The sequence below is a fragment of the Blautia sp. CAG:237 genome (genome assembly GCF_000436615.1).
Classification (GTDB): Bacteria; Bacillota; Clostridia; order Lachnospirales; family Lachnospiraceae; genus Blautia_A; species Blautia_A intestinihominis.
This window is the reverse complement of sequence record NZ_FR886773.1, coordinates 1-18,115: the sequence shown is the minus strand read 5'-3', so window position 1 is coordinate 18,115 and position 18,115 is coordinate 1. Positions and strand designations below refer to the sequence as shown.

14 protein-coding genes, 1 pseudogene and 1 riboswitch are annotated in these 18,115 nt (G+C 45.6%); of the genes and pseudogenes, 1 reads left to right on the top strand and 14 read right to left on the bottom strand.

The annotated features are described in order from the left end of the window. Position 1 precedes the first annotated feature (1 nt). From QZL69_RS13560 to QZL69_RS13535, 6 genes are all read right to left on the bottom strand, one after another. Entirely contained in the window at positions 2–1,918 is a 1,917-nt protein-coding gene (locus tag QZL69_RS13560; protein WP_022215732.1) for a sigma 54-interacting transcriptional regulator, read from the bottom strand. A 104-nt stretch (positions 1,919–2,022) separates the two neighbouring features. Beyond that, complete coding sequence (gene garR / locus QZL69_RS13555; RefSeq protein WP_022215731.1) at positions 2,023–2,910, bottom strand: 2-hydroxy-3-oxopropionate reductase; 888 nt, start codon at positions 2,908–2,910, stop codon at positions 2,023–2,025. 341 nt (positions 2,911–3,251) lie between these two features. Further along, positions 3,252–4,493 (bottom strand): substrate-binding domain-containing protein, encoded by a 1,242-nt coding sequence (locus tag QZL69_RS13550; protein WP_022215730.1) that lies wholly within the window; start codon positions 4,491–4,493, stop codon positions 3,252–3,254. An 18-nt stretch (positions 4,494–4,511) separates the two neighbouring features. Further along, positions 4,512–5,483 carry an ABC transporter ATP-binding protein gene (locus QZL69_RS13545; protein WP_022215729.1) on the bottom strand — a complete coding sequence of 324 codons (972 nt, stop codon included), beginning with the start codon at positions 5,481–5,483 and terminating at the stop codon, positions 4,512–4,514. Then, complete coding sequence (locus QZL69_RS13540; RefSeq protein ID WP_022215728.1) at positions 5,476–6,261, bottom strand: ABC transporter ATP-binding protein; 786 nt, start codon at positions 6,259–6,261, stop codon at positions 5,476–5,478. The genes QZL69_RS13545 and QZL69_RS13540 overlap by 8 nt, the downstream gene beginning before the upstream one ends. Before the next feature lie 17 nt (positions 6,262–6,278). Continuing rightward, positions 6,279–7,826 (bottom strand): ABC transporter substrate-binding protein, encoded by a 1,548-nt coding sequence (locus QZL69_RS13535; RefSeq protein WP_022215727.1) that lies wholly within the window; start codon positions 7,824–7,826, stop codon positions 6,279–6,281. 2 nt (positions 7,827–7,828) lie between these two features. Between QZL69_RS13535 and QZL69_RS14125 the strand changes: the two are divergent. After that, positions 7,829–8,034 (top strand): annotated as a pseudogene (locus tag QZL69_RS14125) (hypothetical protein). On the opposite strand, the gene nikC reads toward QZL69_RS14125, so the two are convergent. From nikC to QZL69_RS13495, 8 genes are all read right to left on the bottom strand, one after another. Further along, entirely contained in the window at positions 8,031–8,855 is an 825-nt protein-coding gene (gene nikC, locus QZL69_RS13530) for a nickel transporter permease (protein ID WP_022215726.1), read from the bottom strand. The pseudogene QZL69_RS14125 and the gene nikC sit on opposite strands and share 4 nt — an antisense overlap. 1 nt (position 8,856) lies before the next feature. Then, entirely contained in the window at positions 8,857–9,795 is a 939-nt protein-coding gene (gene nikB, locus QZL69_RS13525) for a nickel ABC transporter permease (RefSeq protein ID WP_022215725.1), read from the bottom strand. 203 nt (positions 9,796–9,998) lie between these two features. After that, a riboswitch (cobalamin riboswitch) is annotated at positions 9,999–10,206 on the bottom strand. A gap of 549 nt (positions 10,207–10,755) precedes the next feature. Then, on the bottom strand, positions 10,756–11,496 hold the full coding sequence (locus QZL69_RS13520; RefSeq protein ID WP_022215724.1) for an amino acid ABC transporter ATP-binding protein: 741 nt from the start codon (positions 11,494–11,496) through the stop codon (positions 10,756–10,758). Further along, entirely contained in the window at positions 11,493–12,284 is a 792-nt protein-coding gene (locus QZL69_RS13515; protein WP_173905530.1) for an amino acid ABC transporter permease, read from the bottom strand. The genes QZL69_RS13520 and QZL69_RS13515 overlap by 4 nt, the downstream gene beginning before the upstream one ends. A gap of 15 nt (positions 12,285–12,299) precedes the next feature. Then, on the bottom strand, positions 12,300–13,100 hold the full coding sequence (locus QZL69_RS13510) for a transporter substrate-binding domain-containing protein (RefSeq protein WP_291519846.1): 801 nt from the start codon (positions 13,098–13,100) through the stop codon (positions 12,300–12,302). Between the two features lie 341 nt (positions 13,101–13,441). Then, positions 13,442–14,899, bottom strand: coding sequence for a C40 family peptidase (locus tag QZL69_RS13505; RefSeq protein ID WP_022215721.1), 1,458 nt, complete (start codon positions 14,897–14,899; stop codon positions 13,442–13,444). A gap of 209 nt (positions 14,900–15,108) precedes the next feature. Further along, complete coding sequence (locus QZL69_RS13500; RefSeq protein WP_022215720.1) at positions 15,109–16,737, bottom strand: N-acetylmuramoyl-L-alanine amidase family protein; 1,629 nt, start codon at positions 16,735–16,737, stop codon at positions 15,109–15,111. A gap of 189 nt (positions 16,738–16,926) precedes the next feature. Continuing rightward, a complete protein-coding gene (locus QZL69_RS13495; protein WP_022215719.1) occupies positions 16,927–17,913 on the bottom strand; it encodes a diaminopimelate dehydrogenase in 987 nt (328 codons plus the stop codon). Positions 17,914–18,115 lie beyond the last annotated feature (202 nt).

The following is an 18,115-nucleotide window of genomic DNA, read 5'->3' as shown; positions in this document are numbered from 1 at the left end:
CTTACGTCAGATCATATTTATTTATCACGCCATATTTTTTCATTCGTCTCCACAACGTCGTTGTGCTGATTCCAAGCTCCTTCGCCACTGCTGAACGGTTTCCCTGGTGTTTTTCCAGAAGTTCCGTCAGACGCGCGGCCTCCGGGTGCTGATAGATCACTGTTGTGCCATCTTCCGAAATTCTTTCTTTTACAGGATACAATGTGTCCAGAAGAAAATATACATAGTCACTGGTGATCGTCTTCTTGGGTGAAGTCAGAAAAAGTCTTTCACAAAACGACTCCAGTTGGATTTCATTCCCCTGCCATCCAAATCCGGCAAGTGCCTCCATCGCATCCTCTGCGATCTTTGGAAATCTTGCATATCTTTTTGTAAATCTTACCCTGCAGTCCTCCACGATCGCACGGATATCCTGCGGGCGCTTCCGAAGCGGAGGAATCTCCACCGTAAGGCTGTTCAGGAGATAATAAAGATCCTGCCGGAATCTGCCCTGCTCTACATACTGGTAAAGATCTGCTCCCGTTATCGCTATGATACGGTTATCCAGCGTCTGGCTTCGCTCCAGGTCATTCTGGATCAGGGAATCATACCGTATCGCACGGTACAGACGATACTGGCACAGAAGTGAAAGTTTTTCTATTTCAGAGATTACGATCGTTCCATGATCGCCGATCGCAAGTGCCCCTTTTTTCATGCTCTCGTCTTCTGCATCCGGGTTTCCAAAAAGCCTGTCCACCTGCATCTGTTCTGTCATACCGCTGCAATTCACTGCAACAAAAGGCCCCGCTTTATAGGAACTGTTGTTGTGGATGCACTGTGCCAGTTTTTCCTTATCTGTTCCGTCTTCTCCACAGATCAGCACAGGATTCTTTGACAGGGCGTACATTTTGGAAAGTTCCACGCAGTATTCCATTTCTTTACCAGTGATCCTGATATCAGAAAAATGAGCATACGCCACGTAGCCCTTCAGGTAATAGGAATGCAGCTCATCTGCATCATTTTTTCGGACAGAAGCATTTCGATAGAGTGAAATGATCGCGCCACGAATCTTGTTTTCATACTGGATCGGTGCTGCCGTGAGCATCATCGGAACACCAGCCACATAGACCGAGGTCATAAATGAATCTCTTTTTCCGCTCAGAACGTCATCGATATACCGTTGTTCCAGTTCCGGGATCACTTTTTCCAGGGCAGTTCCTTCAAGCTGAGAAGCTTTTTTGTGAAAAAGTTCTTCTCCTGCACGGTTTACGATCATGATCTCTTTGTTTTCATCAATTTCCAGAATCCCGTTATAGGAATTATCCAGCACTGTCTCAAACTGTGCGGTAAAATTTTTCTCTGCCTCCGCAGTCAGGATCATCTTTTTTGCCACGCCGATAGCGGAACGGATCGACTCCTCTGTGGAATCGATGAACTGCGCCGGAATGCCTTTCTGTGCCGCCAGTGCATTGACGGTATCGCCGCCGAGCAGGACATCTGCGCCTTCCTGTATCGCAAGGTCTACTTTTTCTGCTGCCTGCTCAATGGCTGTGATGTCATAAAATTTCAGCCGGATATCAAAAAGCTCATCTGCATAAGTTGTATCGCTGAACATGTTTTTGAAACCGATCAGTGCGATCTGCGGGCACTTTTTGTCCGGGACTTTTTTCTTGGCGCTGGCGATCATAAGACCGATTTCCTGGCCTGTAAGTGTCAGTTCTGCAACAGGAATATTTGTGTACTGGCGGATAAAAGCTGCCTGCACGCCTCGGGCAAGAACCACCTCCGCGCCCTGCTCTACGGCCTGTCTTGCTTCATAGACAGAGTCGGAAGTCTTGATCACTTTGAGGATGTCGATATCCAGTTCGTCCTCCCGGATTACATTTCTTGCCTGTTCCAGCATATATTCCTTTGGAAGTAAAATCGCTATTTTTGACATAAAAGATCCTCCATTCCACTCAAAAAAGCCCCGGCAGGCTCATGGCAACCTGTCGAGGCTTTCTTTACGGTTAGCAAAAGTCTTACCTTATTATATACCGGATTTTAGTCTCTTGTAACTGTTACATTACCAATTTTTTCGTAGAATTTTACAATGCTGGAATGATCTTCTTTTTCGTGTCCGTCTGCTTTGAGTGCCTGCATGATCTCCATAAGTTCTCCTGTCAGCGGAAGCGGTGCGCTTACGGCATGTCCTGCATTGAGGGCGTTGTTCAGGTCTTTGATGTGAAGTTCAATACGGAATCCCGGTTTGAAGTTTCTGTCCATCATCATAGGTGCTTTTGCATCGAGGACTGTAGATCCTGCAAGTCCGCCGCGGATTGCCTGGTATACAAGCTCCGGATCTGTTCCGGCTTTCTTTGCCAGGGTGAGGGCTTCGGATACTGCTGCAATGTTGACTGCAACGATGATCTGGTTTGCAAGTTTTGCAACGTTTCCTGATCCGATCGGTCCTACGTATACAACGGAACCAGCCATAGCCATCATCAGGTCATAGTATTTATCAAAAGTCTCTTTCTTTCCGCCAACCATTACAGAAATGGTTCCATCGATTGCTTTCGGTTCTCCACCGGAAACAGGTGCGTCCAGCATGTCGATGCCTTTCTTTGCAAGCTCTGCGGAGATTGCTTTGCTCTCGGTAGGATCAATGGAGCTCATGTCGATCAGGACACTTCCTTCTTTGCCGCCCTCGATGATTCCGCCTTCGCCAAGTGCAACTTCTCTTACCTGTGGGGAGTTCGGGAGCATGGTGATGATCACATCTGCTTCTTCTGCAACTTCACGTCCGCATGTTACAGTTTTGGCTCCGAGTGCTTCCATTTCTTTGAGGGTTTCTTTATTATGTGTGGTTACAACCATTTCGTAACCTGCTTTCATGAGGTTTTTGCACATCGGTTTTCCCATGATTCCAAGACCAATAAATCCAACTTTCATTGTTATTTCCTCCTGATTCTTCTACAATATTGATTTCGTTGTTTCTTTACGTATCTTTCAACTGTCCTTATTGTAGCCGACTTCATTTGAAAATTCCATTGACAAAAGACTCAAAAAAATGGGGTGGTTTTTATGGTTTTATAAAAACGTTGCAAAAAATGAAAGGTTTGTTTCATTTTTTGATATTTGCTTTCTATTTTTTCTTTTATTTTGTCTGGTAGACTAAGAAGACCGCAGAGGGGGCTGGCGGTTTTCTCTGCTCCCAAGCAAATAAATCCCACGAATTTAAGGGATAAAAAAAGGAATGGAGCCAAAAAACTCCATCCCTTTTACCCAATTTTTTAATTGGAAAAAATTCTCTCCTTCACACTCTCCACATCAGACGCTTCCGTCAACTCCTTAAAGCTCTGCGGATCCGCATCCACATCAAACTGCCCGATGACCTGCATAAGGTCATCACAACTATACGCATTCTCATAAATCCCCGTCGCATACCCATACAGTTCAACATATTCTTCCTCAGACTTCGCAGTCCAGAGATTCTGGTACAGGCGTACTGCCTCACCGTTTTCCCGGACTACATCCGGAGTTCCGGTGATCGCGTTGTAGATCATTGCGAAGGCCGGGCCTGCCATGGAAGCGTATTTGCCGCGTACATAGTCGATCGGTGCATTTCCAAAAGAATCTTTTTCTTTGAAGATTTCAAAATTCTGCTCAGAAAAGCTGTCGATCGCGCCGACCATGATGTTGCTGTCCTGATCTTTTTCCTTATCGGAGATCTTATCCAGATAGGCAGATACATGGAACGCACTCATAAGCGTATCACAGGTGCCTTCCGCAAATGCGGTCTCCAGATTGTCAAGTCCCTCTCCACCCTCGGTATATCCCGGGCAGATCGTAACGTGTAAATTTCCGTCCTTGTCTGTGAGTTCGGTCACTTTATCTGTTGCAGAAAGTTTTTCTGCATCTTCATCAAGTACAAGTCCCGCTTTTTCTTCCAGAGTGTTCAGCATTCCCCAGGTTCTTACCTGATGAAGTCTGTTTCCAGAAGATGCACCGCCTGACATGATCACGATGTTTCTGGCATCTTTATCCAGAAAAAACTCTGTCATGTCGCAGCCGGCCTGATAAACGGTCTCAAGATCCGGTCCGACGCTTCCCATGTACCATGGATTATCTTTGATGACCTCATAGTTCTCATCGCTTACCGTATTGGAACCCAGTGCATAGTAGATTTCCTCTTCTTCACAGGTTTTGATAACGTTTGTAAGCCCATCTGCATATCCGGCAAAAGAAATGATCCCCTCTGCACCTTCTGCTTTGGCTTCTTCAATAAATGCCTTTTCTTCCTCAGAATCTGCAATTTTTCCTGAAAAAATAAATTTTACAGGAAAACCTTCCTGGATGTAATCACGGTAATAGTCCGCAAACATTTCCATCTCCGCAGAGTCCGGATCATATACAACTACACCGATCGTATGAACATCTCCGTCTGAGTAGTCTTCCACATCGGCCCATACAGTGCTCTGAGTGCCGGCAATAAGTGCCGCACTCATCATCAGAGTGAGTATTCTTCTCTTCATCTACTTGCCTCCTTCTGTTTATTTTGTGATATTTTCTACATAAAAGCAGGCAACTTCATGACCCGGTGCAATTTCTTTTAATTCCGGCATTTCTTTTTTGCACTGTTCCGTACAGTGTTCACAGCGGTTCTGGAACGGGCAGCCTACCGGTACATCGAGCGGACTTGGTGCTTCGCTTTCAATGCTTTCAATCTTTTTGGCTGGATCCATATGAACAGAGAACTGTGCTCCGACAAGTGCTTTGGTATATGGATGTTCCGCATTTCCTGAAACATCTTCGCCCGGAATCGTTTCCACGATATGTCCCAGGTACATGACTGCGATCTGATGCGCGAAAGAACGGATCAGCGCCAGGTCATGGCAGATAAAGATCATGCAGATATTTTTTTCTTTCTGCAGACGTACCAGAAGCTCGATGACAGACTCCTGTACGGAAACATCCAGTGCAGAAGTTGCTTCATCACAGACCAGGATCTCCGGTTCCAGAGAAAGTGCTCTTGCGATACTGATCCTCTGACGCTGTCCACCACTCATGTTGTGCGGATAACGGTCTACAAACTCTTCCGGAAGTTCTACCATGCGGAGAAGTTCTCTTGCTTTTGCATCTCTTTCGTTTCTTTTGATCTTTTTGTAGTTCATCAGAGGCTCTGTCAGAATATCCCTGATCTTCATCTTCGGGTTAAAAGATGCCATCGGATCCTGGAAGACCATCTGAAGGTTCTGGCGGTTTTCCCAGGTTTCTTTCTTTGAAAGCCCTGTGATGTTTTTGCCGTGATAAAGAATCTCACCGCTGGTCGGTTTTTCCAGGAAAGTCACCATGCGGACAAATGTAGATTTACCGCATCCACTCTCTCCTACGATCCCGAGAGTCTTTCCTTTATACATGGTCAGGTTGATATCATTGCAGGCAGTCAGGGTTCTTCCGCGGGAAGCAGGGAACTGTTTTACAATATGCTTTGCCTGCATGACGATCTCATGATTTTCAGACATATCGTTTTCCCTCCATTTCCGGAACTGCATCAAGCAGTTTCTTTGTGTAATCGCTGGTCGGGTTATTCAGGACCTCTTCTCTGGTTCCGTGGTCTACCACCTTGCCGTGGTGCATAACGATCAGCTGATCTGCCATATAAGCTGCTACTCCGATATTATGTGTAACAATGATGATCCCTGTTCCGAAATCATCGCGGAGCTCCATCATCTGACGGACGATCTGTGCCTGTGTTGTTACGTCCAGAGCACTTGTCGGCTCATCTGCCAGAAGAAGTTCCGGGTTAAAAGTCATCGCCATAGCAATTCCGACACGCTGGCGCATACCTCCGGATAACTGATACGGATAACTGTTCATGATGTTTTCCGCATCCGGAAGTCTCATTTTGGAAAGCATGGTGACTGCTCTCTGCCAGGCATCTTTTTTTGCCATAGCCTCATGTGTACAAATATATTCTACATATTGGCTGCCAATCTTACGGATCGGGTTCAGGGTTCCGCCACAGTCCTGGAAGATCATTGACATCTTGCTGCCACGGATCTTTCTCCAGTCGCTTTTGGAATTTTTCAGAAGAGATTCCCCGTGAAAGAGGATATCTCCTGAAGTAACCTGTCCCGCTCCGGGGAGAGCCCCCAGAACGGCACGGATCACTGTGGTCTTACCACTTCCGCTCTCACCTACAACACTGATGATCTCACCCTTTTTCATGGAAAGGTTAAAATGCTCGATCGTAGGATCATGATGTCCATACTGTACAGCCAGATCTTTAATTTCCAGCATTCTTACAGTCTCCTTTATTATTCAGCCATCTGCATGTCAGCAGTTACCCAGTAGTAATCCATTGGATACATTACAAGTCCTTCTACGCTTGCTTTGGAGATAAGGAATGTGTTTTCATATCCGAAGAATACAGTAGCTGCATCGTCCATGATCGCCTGCTGGATCTTTACAATCAGTTCTTTTCTTGCATCTGTATCGATTGTTTCTGCCAGCTCATCCAGCCATTTGTCTACATCTTCATTTGCATATCCTGCTGTGTTGTTTGCAGATGTGCTGTACCAGTTCTCACGAAGGTAGTTTTCCGGGTCACCTGTGTTTGCAACAAGTACGTTCCAGATCAGGAGATCGTACTGAGAGGAATCACGGCGGTCAAGAAGTGTCTCGTAAGATACGCAGTCAAGTTTGATGTTGATTCCGATCTCTTTGAGGCTTGCCTGAGCTGCCTGTGCATATACACCGAGTTCTGCACGGCTGTCATAGTATACAAAAGTAAGTTCTACCGGGTTTCCGTCCGGATCTTCTACATATCCGTCACCATCTACATCTTTGTATCCTGCATCTTCAAGAACCTGTTTTGCTCCATCCGGATCGTAAGCGTTCTCATCGTTCAGATCATCATAGCCATAATCCAGTGTCGGCGGTACCGGTGCTTTTCCTGGTGTTGCGCCGCCCTCAAGCAGAACGCTTGTGTAAGTTTCTTTGTCAAGTCCACGAAGAACTGCCTGACGAAGTGCCAGATCTCCGAGTGCTCCGTTCTGGTTCATGAATGCATAAGTAGAACGAAGGGATTCCAGGGACTGGATGTTGTAGTTGTCATTTCCGTCAAATTCAAAAACGTTCTCTGTCTTTAAGTTGTAAGCAACATCGATCTCACCGGACTGAAGAGCCATGGAACGTGTTGTCTGGTCGCCAATGATACGAAGAGTTACGCTGTCATTCGGAACATCTCCATCCCAGTAGTACTCGTTGCGTACAACAACGGTATCACCTGACGGGTCAAAAGACTGGAATGCATACGGTCCTGTACAAACTGGTCCTTCCATTGCGATGTTGGAGTTGTCAATGCTGGTGTCCATGATCAGGAACAGCGGGTCTGCCAGACATCCTGCCATGTTTGCGTTTGCTCTGTTCAGGTTGAATATGATGTTCTGTCCATCAACTTCAATGCTGTCAATATCAAAGAACTCCGGTACACGGTTTGACATTTCGATGGTACGCTCCAGAGATGCTTTTACAAGCTCTGGTGTCATATCGTTACCGTTTGAGAATTTAACGCCCTCACGAATCGTAAATGTCCATGTTTTTCCATCTTCACTGTTGGTCCACTCTGTTGCAAGACATGGTACCATGTTTCCTTCTTCATCAAACCTGGTAAGACCCTGGCCAACGCCGTAACGGGAGATAACCCAGCTGAAGTACTGCTCTGTCGGCTCCAGTGTATCAGCGAAGCTTGTTACACCGATCGTCATTGTTCCTGCTGCAAATACGGATGTTGGAACGAGTGCCATTGTCATGAGACCTGCAAGTGCTGCTGCACAGACTTTTTTTGCGATTCTGTTTTTCATATATTTTTCTCCTTTATTTTTCGGTAGTTTACGATACCTACGAATTGCTCCGTTACCAAGTAACTTTCGCAATTCTACCCTCTCTTCGCATATCGCGGGATTATCATCCCACTTTTATGCTCATATCGGGGCGGGTTCCAAGATTCTTCATCCACTTATGAGCAAGCTCATGTGGATTCAGCTCTTTTCACCCTGGTATCTGTGTTAGTCCTGTCTCGGGTCAAGAATATCACGGATACTGTCGCCGAGCATGTTAAATACGATTACTACGATTACGATGGCGATACCCGGTGCGATCATAAGCCACGGTGCTTTTGCCATATAAGTTCTTCCTTCATTCAGCATCAGTCCCCATTCCGGTGTCGGTGCCACGGCTCCGAATCCCAGGAAAGAAAGAGATGCAAGTTCAAGCATCATGGTTCCCATATCTGCCGCTGCTGTTACAGTCATGATCGTCAGCATGTTCGGGAGAATATGTTTCCATAAGATTTTGAATGTGCTTGTGCCGTTTACGATCGCGGCTTCCACATACAGATTACGTTTTACTTTCAAAACCATACTTCTTGCCAGACGTGCGTATTTTGTCCAGCTTACCGCTGTGATCGCGATAACTCCGTTACGAAGGCTTGGTCCGAGCATACCTGCAATTGCGATAGCCAGGATCATTCCCGGGAAAGAGATCATCATATCTGCGATTCGCATGATCACCTGATCGATCCAGCCGCCAAAATATCCGGCAATGATTCCAAGGAAAGTACCTACAACAAAAATCGTTGCCACAAGGATCAGGGTAGACACCAGTGAAGTTCTGGTACCATAGATCACACGGGAAAGAAGATCACGTCCGAGTTTATCAGCGCCAAGAGGGTATTCCGCACACGGGGCTTTGAGTGAATCGATCATCACTGCTTCCAGAGGATCCTTCGGTGCGATCCACGGGGCAAAAACTGCCACGCCTACAACAGCGAGAGCCAGAATAAAGAATAAGGTAAACTGTTTGTGAGCCAGGAAAAAATTCTGTTTCTTCAATTTACTTAACCTCCTTTATTCTTGGGTCCAGATAAGTATAGGACAGGTCAACGATGATATTGATGACCATGTACATGATCGCGATCATAAGTACGTATGCCTGTACCATCGGGTAGTCACGACAGGCGATCGCCTTGATCGCCATGCTTCCCATTCCAGGCCAGTTGTAAATGATCTCAACAACTGCTGTTCCTCCGAGCAGAGAGCCGAGGGAAAGACCAAGAAGTGTTACAATAGGAAGCATTGCGTTTGGAAGTACATGTCTCCAGAGGATCACGCTTTCTTTGATCCCTCTCATTCTGGCTCCAATGACATAATCCTGTCTGAGTTCTTCCAGCACTGCGTTTCGTACCTGTCTGGTATATTTTGCAGACATGGAAAGCGCCAGTGTCACAGACGGCAGGATCATTGCCTTGAAATCAGTCGTACCTCCTGCTACGTTGATCCAGCGAAGCTGCACTCCAAAGATGCTCAGAAGAATCAGGCCGATCCAGAAGCTCGGGATAGATACCCCGAAAAACGTGATTCCGCGGATCAGATAATCCGGCCACTTGTTCTGATATACCGCGGAGAGGATTCCGCATGGTATGGAGAACAGGATCATCAGAAGAAGCGCGAAGAGCGACATCTGAAGGGTCGGCCAAAAACATTTCATCAGTTTCTCAGTTACAGGAACTTTAAATGCATATGAAGTTCCCATGTCTCCGGTAAGTACTCCTTTTACCCAGGAACCGTACTGCACCAGAAACGGCTGGTCAAGGCCCAGTTCATGTCTCGTCTGTTCGAGAAGTTCCGGTGTCGGCAGGTTACCACACTCTGTCAGCATGATCTCCGCCGGGTCACCTGGTGAAAGGTAAGTAAGTCCAAATGTAAAGAAACTTACACCGATCAGAACGATCAGGATCTGCAGAAGCCTTTTTCCAAATTGTTTTTTTGACATTGTTTCTCCTTCCTACATTGTAGAGGTTTTGTTACTGTTTACTTCGTTCACAGTATCAGCGACTTTAACTGGATCAGATTCAATTTTAAAAATGGCAGGGGAAATACACCTTTGAATAAAAGCGCAGAAAAAAACATCCGTAAACAACATAATACGGACGTTTGCACACAAAAAAACAATGTTTCCTATCTACCGTAAGAATCATATCTGATCATCCATAAGCAGGTCTCCTGACTTAAGATCTTTGCTCCAAAACTCCTTCCCAGACTGGCGACTGCCACTCCAGTGGATTATGTTTCGCAACTCCCTATCACAGTGACGGGATCGTACCGGAATTCGACCGGTTTCCCTTTTAATCCGTGTATGTAAAATAAAAAATATTTTACTGGAACTTATAGAGGCTGGTTCAAAACCAACAAATGTTATTTGATTTGCTTTTCAAGCATATATTATATTTTGTGTGTTGTCTAGTTTTTTTTTGCTGGATATTGTATTTTTATTAAAACAATGTTTCATGGGGACTTCCCATGTGCCCGCGATTTACATTGGCATGTAAGAAGATTTTCGTATAAATAAGCGCAGACTTGCACGGTTGCCCCATGAGTCTGCGCTTACTTATGTTGTTGGTTTTTCTGTATAGTTCAGATTTGCACCTGAAACTAATCAATCCTACGTATTCTATTGTTCTACCTGCTTCCGCAGTATCACATACTACGGGCCCGTCAACATCACGCCTTCGACGTGCTCGCGGGAACCCCAGTTCTCGCAAGCTCAAGTTCCCGCGCTTTTCGCGTCAGCGAAACAGCCTTAAACAGTTGACGTCAACCCGTTCCGTCTTGATGCACCAGGCGTGGCCAAAAAGGGGGAGTCTGAGGGGGACAATCGGCCTTCGCAACTATGAGATCGTCCCCCTCAGGGTTTTCTTATTTGCCAAACAGCCGCCCCGCTGGGCAGTTCCCATCAGGAATTTCTGAAACGGCTCAGAAATTCCTTCGTCTGTTCTTTCTGTGGATCTTCAAAGATCTGCTGGGAAGTTCCCTCTTCCACGATAACTCCATCGCCCATGAAGATCACATGCTTCGCCACATCTCTGGCGAAGGCCATCTCATGTGTGACGATGATCATCGTCAGACCATCTTTGGCAAGGGTTCTCATGACTTCCAGAACCTCTCCGACCATCTGCGGGTCGAGGGCGGATGTCGGCTCGTCAAAGAGCAGGATCTCGGGTTCCATCGCAAGGGCTCTTGCAATCGCTACCCTCTGCTTCTGTCCACCGGAAAGCTGTTTCGGCTTTGCATTGATGTATGGGGCCATGCCGACTTTTTCGAGATACATCATTGCGTTTTTGTGTGCCTCTTCTTTGCTTTTTTTGAGGACTTTTTCCTGTCCGACTGTGCAGTTTTTGAGAACTGTCATATTGTTAAAAAGGTTAAAGTTCTGGAACACCATGCCGACTTTGGAGCGGTACTCCGGAACGTTCACGTGTTTGTCCATGATGTTTGTTCCGTGGTAGCGGATCTCGCCGGATGAAGGTGTCTCCAGAAGGTTCATACAGCGCAGCAGTGTGGATTTACCTGAACCGGAAGGTCCGATGATGCAGGTAACATCTTTCGGTTTTACAGAGAAATCAATGTCTCTCAGGATCTCATGTGTTCCGAAGGATTTTCCCAGGTGCTGCACTTCCAGGATCGTTTCACTCATTCTCTGTTGTCCTTCCTTTCCTTATAAGAATACATACCACTTGTATGTGTCAGGGTATCTGCGGTTGCCAGGTCGTAGTTGTCCGGTCCGTCCATCTTACGCTCGATCACGCGAAGGATCCTGGAACAGGTAAAGGTCATGATAAAGTAAATAACCATGGCAATTGTGAAGGACTCAAAGTATGTATACAGTGCACCTGCCACACCTTTGGTCGTGTAAAAAAGTTCTACCGTACCGATGATGGAAAGTACACAGGTATCTTTGATGTTGATGATCAGGTTGTTGCCGATCTGCGGCATGATGTTACGCAGTGCCTGTGGCAAAATAACATTGATCATGGTCTGTACATGTGTCATGCCGATCGCCTTGGCTCCTTCTGTCTGACCCGGGTCAATGGAAAGGATACCGCCGCGGACAGTCTCTGCCATGTATGCACCTGTGTTGATGGATACGATGAAGATCGCGGCAAACCACATGGACATATTGATATTGAACAGGTATGCACTACCGAAGTAGATAAACATTGCCTGTGCCATCATAGGAGTTCCACGGAAGAACTCCACATAGCAGGCAAGGATAAATTTCACGATTTTGATCAGTACCTTCTTGGCTGTGGAATCGTTTTTGTCTACCGGGATCGTCTGCACGATACCTACGAGAAAACCGATGATGCATCCAAAAAGTGTTCCGACCAGTGCCAGCCACATGCTGACTCCGGCTCCCTTCGCGAAAGAGGGACCATATTGCTGAAGAAGATATATGATTCTTCCTCCAAAACTTTCAGGCAGCATTTTTCTCCTCCTTTATGACTCGCTGGACAGTGGCTGAACTGAGATTGCTTCGTCCATCATATCGTTGAAGTCGTCTTCTGTCATCTCGCTTAAAACTCCGTTGATCGCATCTTTGAGTTCATCGTTTCCTTTCTTGAGGGAGATACCGATGTTGATGTCCTCGTCAGATACTTCGAATTCTCCGTCTGTTCCTGTGAAGTCAAGGAGTTTGAAATCCGGGTAAGCTACGCAGGCAGCTTTTCCTGTAGGCATATCTGTTACGACTGCATCACATTTACCGGATTCCAGAGCTACCAGCATTGCCGGTGCACTTTCCTGTGCTGGAAGGATGTTTCCGTCCGGGATCTGCGGCAGGCAGGAATCATACCAGATGGTATTCTGCTGGGAAGTAACTGTTGCTCCTTTGAGGTCTTCTACACTTGCTGCGTCTTTATAGTCTCCATCCCCTTTTACCAGAGTGATGATCGATGCATAATAATATGGATTTGTGAAATCAACCATCTGCTGACGTTCTTTGGTGATGGACTGTCCTGCGATAACACAGTCAACCTGTCCGGACTGAACTGCCGGTACGAGGGAATCCCAGTCAAGTTTGACGATCTCAAGGTCGTAACCAAGTTCGTCTGCGATCTTCTTCGCCATCATAACGTCATAACCATATGCATAGTCGGAACTTCCGGAGATCTGCACTGCTCCGTTGGAATCATCCGGCTGTGTCCAGTTGTATGGAGCGTATCCGCATTCCATTGCAACTTTGAGGGTCTTTTTGTCAGCCGCGCTTACACTCTGTACGCCAAATACTCCGCATGTCATAGATGCTGCTACGGCTGCTACTGTCAACATTCTCCACATTTTGCTCTTTCTCATTTTCGTTTCCTCCTGAAATATATATTTTTCATCCATATGTCCTTGCGGAACATATCACCGTGTTGAATAAAGCAGATGGGACTGCTTTAAAGTAAAAAAAAGCGCACGGAACTATGAAGTGCCCCGTTGCGCTTTATGCCATTTTAATACTTTATCTTTGGAAAGTCAACATTTTTGTTTGCCGGGGGCACCCGGCAGTGGCGCATTTGTAATGCAAGACCGCCCCACAAAACAAAAAAAACGGCAGTTTTTACACCACCGTTTTTATGCATACATTTTATGAAAAATTATGACGGTCTTCTTACAGAAAGAATAGTCCTATAAGTAGCATCATTACTAATCTTAATACCATCCTGGGAGTTAGACGCATGTACAATCTGTCCATTACCCATATAGATTGCAACATGTCCACCGTAGCAGATCAGGTCGCCTGGCTGGGCATCTGCGTAGGAAACTTCGGTTCCCCAGTTCTGCTGCTCGTAGGATGTTCTCGGAAGGCTGTAGCCAAACTGTGCATATACACTCTGTGTAAATCCAGAGCAGTCCGCACCGCTTGTAAGGCTTGTTCCACCCCATACATACGGGTTTCCGACAAACTGCAGTGCATAGTCTACGATAGAAGAGCCAGAACCACTGGATGAGCTGGAAGAACTGGATGAAGTATCTACATCCTCCGGATTTACAGTGTTGTCACTGTCGATCACATTGCCATATTCATCATGTTTTACACCGTCGCTGCTGTCAGATGTGCTCTCGTCATCACTGCTGTCGGTGTTTTCGTCATCAGAAGAGTCTTCACTGTCAGAATCCTCATCCTCTGTGCATCCATCATCTTCTGTATACTCACCATCCTCAGAAATCTCTTCCTGATCTTCTTCATCAGTATTCTCATCATACTGATTTTCCTGATTTTCCTGCTCCTGTGCAGCCTCTTCCTCGGCTTCCTGTCTTGCAGCTTCTTCTGCAGCAGCTGCCGCTTCTGCCTCTGCCTGACGTCTTGCTTCTTCCTCAGCTGCAATTCGCTCTGCCTCAAGCTGTTCGATCTCTGCCTGCTGCTGAACGATCAGGTTGGAATACTCTGTTGCCATCTGCTGTGCGTATGCGATCTCATTGTCGCAGTCTGCGGAGTTGGCTTTCTTGGTATCGATCTGTGTCTGAAGGTTTACTGACTCAGATTCGTATTCCTGTTTCATTCCCTCGAGTTCTGCCTTCTCCTGTTTGTACTGGTCACCGAGCTGTGTTACCTGGTCGATGGTGTTGGCATATTTCTCAAGGCTCTGTCTGTCGTATTCATACATCTTCTGTGTGTATTCTGCTTTAGTAAGAAGATCAGAAAGGTTATCAGCATCCATCATCATCTGGAACCATGCAGCATTGCCGCCCTTCTCATAGATGTACTGAATACGTTCTTTCATTGCTTCGTACTGTTTAGTCTTAGCATTCTGTGCTTTCTCAAGTGCTGTCTGGGTATTCTGAATGTCAGTTTCTTTATTGCTGATATCTCCCTCAAGGGTCTGAATGGAAACCATGACATTCACAAGATTTGCATCCAAAGCATCAATTTCGCTCTGTAACTGCTGCTTTGCTGAATAAAGCTGGTCGATCTGTGCGTATGTAGCATCCAACTGTGCGCTGGTAGCTGCCTGTTCCTCTCTCAGCTCGTCTTCTCTTGACGCGCTTACGCTGACAACCTGTGATGCTGTCATCATTAATGCTAACGTCATGCAAACAATTCGTTTCTTCATGTTTTCACCTCATAATCTAAATCAATCTATTTTGTAACATTTTTGAAATATCTTATTGAACTTCTTTTACATATTAACATATCGTTCTCAAGAACGCAAGAGTAAATAATTAAAAAATTTAAAATTTTGTAACATTTAGTAAAGAATACGAAAAAAAGAAGCAGTCTTCTGTAATGAAAACTGCTTCTCTTCACTGTTAATGCTTTATTTTAGCTGTACAGATCTGCAAGTATCTGTGCTGCTGTCTTGTTCTTATATCCATCCGGATCAGAAAGTGTACTGCTGTACCATCTCAGATAATTTCCTCTTCGAATATAGTTTCCACAGGATGGATGATATTCGTATTTCGTATATCCCTTATATCTGGACATATAAGTTTTGGCAAGTGCAACTGCCTGGCTGTCATAATCCCCATCCGGTGTGCAGGTTCCTGCAATCTGGCAGCCTGCCTGTGGTGTGGAATGAACGATCACAGCACTCTTATCTGAACACTGTCCAAGAACGATCCAGGTATGTCCGGAATCATAGCCAATATCTCCTGGCTGCATCTTCCATTTTGTTTGAGAAAGATAATTCTGGTTTACGATCCGTCCCCACTTCAGAGTATTCTGATAATAAGAACCAATATCTCCGGAAACTACGGTATATCCACCGCCTTCTCCAGACTTTGTATGCATAACCTGATAAGATGCCCATCCTACAAATCCAGAACAGTCAAGTCCCTTGATTCTGTTTGCAGTCGTTAAATCCCTGTAATTATTATAGTTGTAACTGCTCGTCTGACTGTTATACCAGGAAACCCAGGTCGGACTTACACCTTTTCTTGTGGAATCTGTCCAGCCGCCGCCCCATACATAAAGGGCCTTACCTACCGGCTGCAGTGCTCCTGCGAGATAATTCTTAAGCGTTCTTGCAGAGGTTGGTGCTGTCGGACCAGAGTTGGAACTGTCAGCATAAGAGCCCGTCATAACTCCGTTTGAGTCAAAAACGTAATATTTGCCGTCAATCAGCTTCGTACCTGTTGTTATCGTGGTTGTGCTTGGATCAATATAATAAGTCTTACCATTTTCCTTTACCCAGCCGGTAGTTACAACTCCTGTTTTTGGATTGAAATAGTAAGTCTTGCCATCAACTGTCTTGAAGCCTTTGTACATGACACCTGTATTCTTTGCGAAGTAGTAGCGTTTGCCGCTGCTGCTGCCAAGCCATCCGGTTGCCATTACATAGGTCTTTCCGCGGAAATAGCGGACATTTCCGTTGGCTGCTGTCAGGAATCCGCTCTTGGCTGCACCGGTTGTCCCATCAAAGTAGTAATAATAGGCTCCAATCTTCTTAAGTCCCCTGTACATAATTCCTGTTGATGGGGTAAAATACCACTTCTCGCCCTTGCTGTTCTTCATCCAGCCAGTTGCCATCGTGTAACTGCCTGATGAAAAATATCTCACAACGGTACTTGAAGTTTTGACAAAACCACTGACCGTGTAGCCTGTAGACGGTTTGAAATAATAGTAATTCCCACCAATCTTCTTAAATCCCTTGTACATTGCTCCTGTACGGGAATCGAAGTATCTCATCGGTCCCTTGGGACTTCTCTGCCAGCCCTTAAGAAGAACTCCGGTCTTCGTATTCAGAAAGTACTTATTACTTCCAAGTGTCAGCCATCCCTTGACCTTCTTGCCGCTCTTGTAATAGTAAGTTTTGCCGTTTACTGTACGAAATCCTGTCGTTGTTGCAGCCTGAACATCTACCGTCGTTGTATGTACGGCAAATCCTGCTGCAAAAAGCATGAGCCCCAAAAGTATCCCCAAAAGTCCAGCTTTTCTACATACCTTCTTCATATATCGTCCTCTTTCCGAAAAACTTATTGTTACTTTTTTCGTTATAATTTTTACAATATTATTACAATATCATGTAGGTATTATATCGCAAGATTTATGATACGTCAATACATAAAAAGAGCGGGAAACACTGCCTGATGTCTCACATAAGATATCAGGCATGTGTTTCCCGCTCTGCTGAAATTAATCTTAAAGAAGATGTTTACGAAGTTCTGCTCCGTCCTGTGCGCTTAAGTAAGCCGGTGCAACATCAAAAACTGTCTTGCAGCCTTTCTGTCCTTCCTGGCTCATGCGGTATGCTGCTCTTGCATATGCTGCGATTACGGAAGAAGTGAATTCCGGGTTAGAATCCAGTTTCAGGCTGTATTCGATCACATGACTGTTCTCATCATTCCAGCCTGTTTTGCCGGAACGGATAACAAATCCACCGTGCGGGATCCCGCTGTGATCACGTTTCAGTTCTTCTTCTGTGATGAAGTGTACTGTAGTATCGTACTCATCGAAGTAGTTCGGCATAGTCTTGATCTCGTTCTCGATACGTGCAAGGTCTGCGCCTTCCTCAGCTACTACGAAGCACTCTCTGGTGTGTTTCTGTCTTGTTGTAAGTTCCGGATTTTCTCCGTTTCTTACAGCTTCCAGTGCTGCTTCTACCGGGATGGTGTACTGTTTGCCGTCTTTGACTCCGTCGATCCTGCGGATCGCATCGGAATGTCCCTGGCTTACACCCTTGCCCCAGAATGTATAATCTTTACCGTTGGTAAGGATTGCATTTGCATACAGTCTATTCAGGGAGAACATTCCCGGGTCCCAGCCTACGGAGATGATTCCTACATGGCCGCTCTCGGAAGCTGCCTTGTCTACGTTTGCAAAATGCTCCGGAACTCTTGCATGAGTGTCAAAGCTGTCTACGACATTGAACCACTGTGCATATTTCGGTGTCTGCTCCGGAAGGTCTGTTGCACTTCCTCCGCAGAGGATCAGAACATCGATCTTGTCTTTCATTTTTTCTGCTTCATCTACATGATAAACGCTTGCTGTATCTGTGAGGATTTTTACTGTTGAAGGATCACGGCGTGTAAAAACTGCTACAAGCTCAAGATCCGGATTGTGCTTAACTGCACATTCTACGCCTCGTCCAAGGTTTCCATAACCTAAAATTCCAATACGAATACTCATCTTAAGATTTCCTCCTGTACTTTTCCATTGTACTTCTAAAGTTCCTGCCTGCTCGGTTACAGGAACCTGACCTGCTGCTTTTGCTTTATCACAGCAGTACGATACTATGATAATATCACAACTAAAAAATGTCAATCCGTTGATTTGTATTTTCTTTTATTCATTTAACTTGTTGTGCTAGATAAAATAAAATATAAAGAAA

Coding starts and splice junctions, on each gene's coding strand:
- QZL69_RS13560 (WP_022215732.1), bottom strand. CDS start 1,918: ATGTCAAAAATAGCGATTTTACTTCCAAAGGAATATATGCTGGAACAG.
- QZL69_RS13540 (WP_022215728.1), bottom strand. CDS start 6,261: ATGCTGGAAATTAAAGATCTGGCTGTACAGTATGGACATCATGATCCT.
- QZL69_RS13500 (WP_022215720.1), bottom strand. CDS start 16,737: ATGAAGAAGGTATGTAGAAAAGCTGGACTTTTGGGGATACTTTTGGGG.
- QZL69_RS13510 (WP_291519846.1), bottom strand. CDS start 13,100: ATGACATGCGGAGTATTTGGCGTACAGAGTGTAAGCGCGGCTGACAAA.
- QZL69_RS13535 (WP_022215727.1), bottom strand. CDS start 7,826: ATGAAAAACAGAATCGCAAAAAAAGTCTGTGCAGCAGCACTTGCAGGT.
- QZL69_RS13550 (WP_022215730.1), bottom strand. CDS start 4,493: ATGAAGAGAAGAATACTCACTCTGATGATGAGTGCGGCACTTATTGCC.
- QZL69_RS13505 (WP_022215721.1), bottom strand. CDS start 14,899: ATGAAGAAACGAATTGTTTGCATGACGTTAGCATTAATGATGACAGCA.
- garR (WP_022215731.1), bottom strand. CDS start 2,910: ATGAAAGTTGGATTTATTGGTCTTGGAATCATGGGAAAACCGATGTGC.
- nikB (WP_022215725.1), bottom strand. CDS start 9,795: ATGTCAAAAAAACAATTTGGAAAAAGGCTTCTGCAGATCCTGATCGTT.
- QZL69_RS13520 (WP_022215724.1), bottom strand. CDS start 11,496: ATGAGTGAAACGATCCTGGAAGTGCAGCACCTGGGAAAATCCTTCGGA.
- QZL69_RS13495 (WP_022215719.1), bottom strand. CDS start 17,913: ATGAGTATTCGTATTGGAATTTTAGGTTATGGAAACCTTGGACGAGGC.
- QZL69_RS13545 (WP_022215729.1), bottom strand. CDS start 5,483: ATGTCTGAAAATCATGAGATCGTCATGCAGGCAAAGCATATTGTAAAA.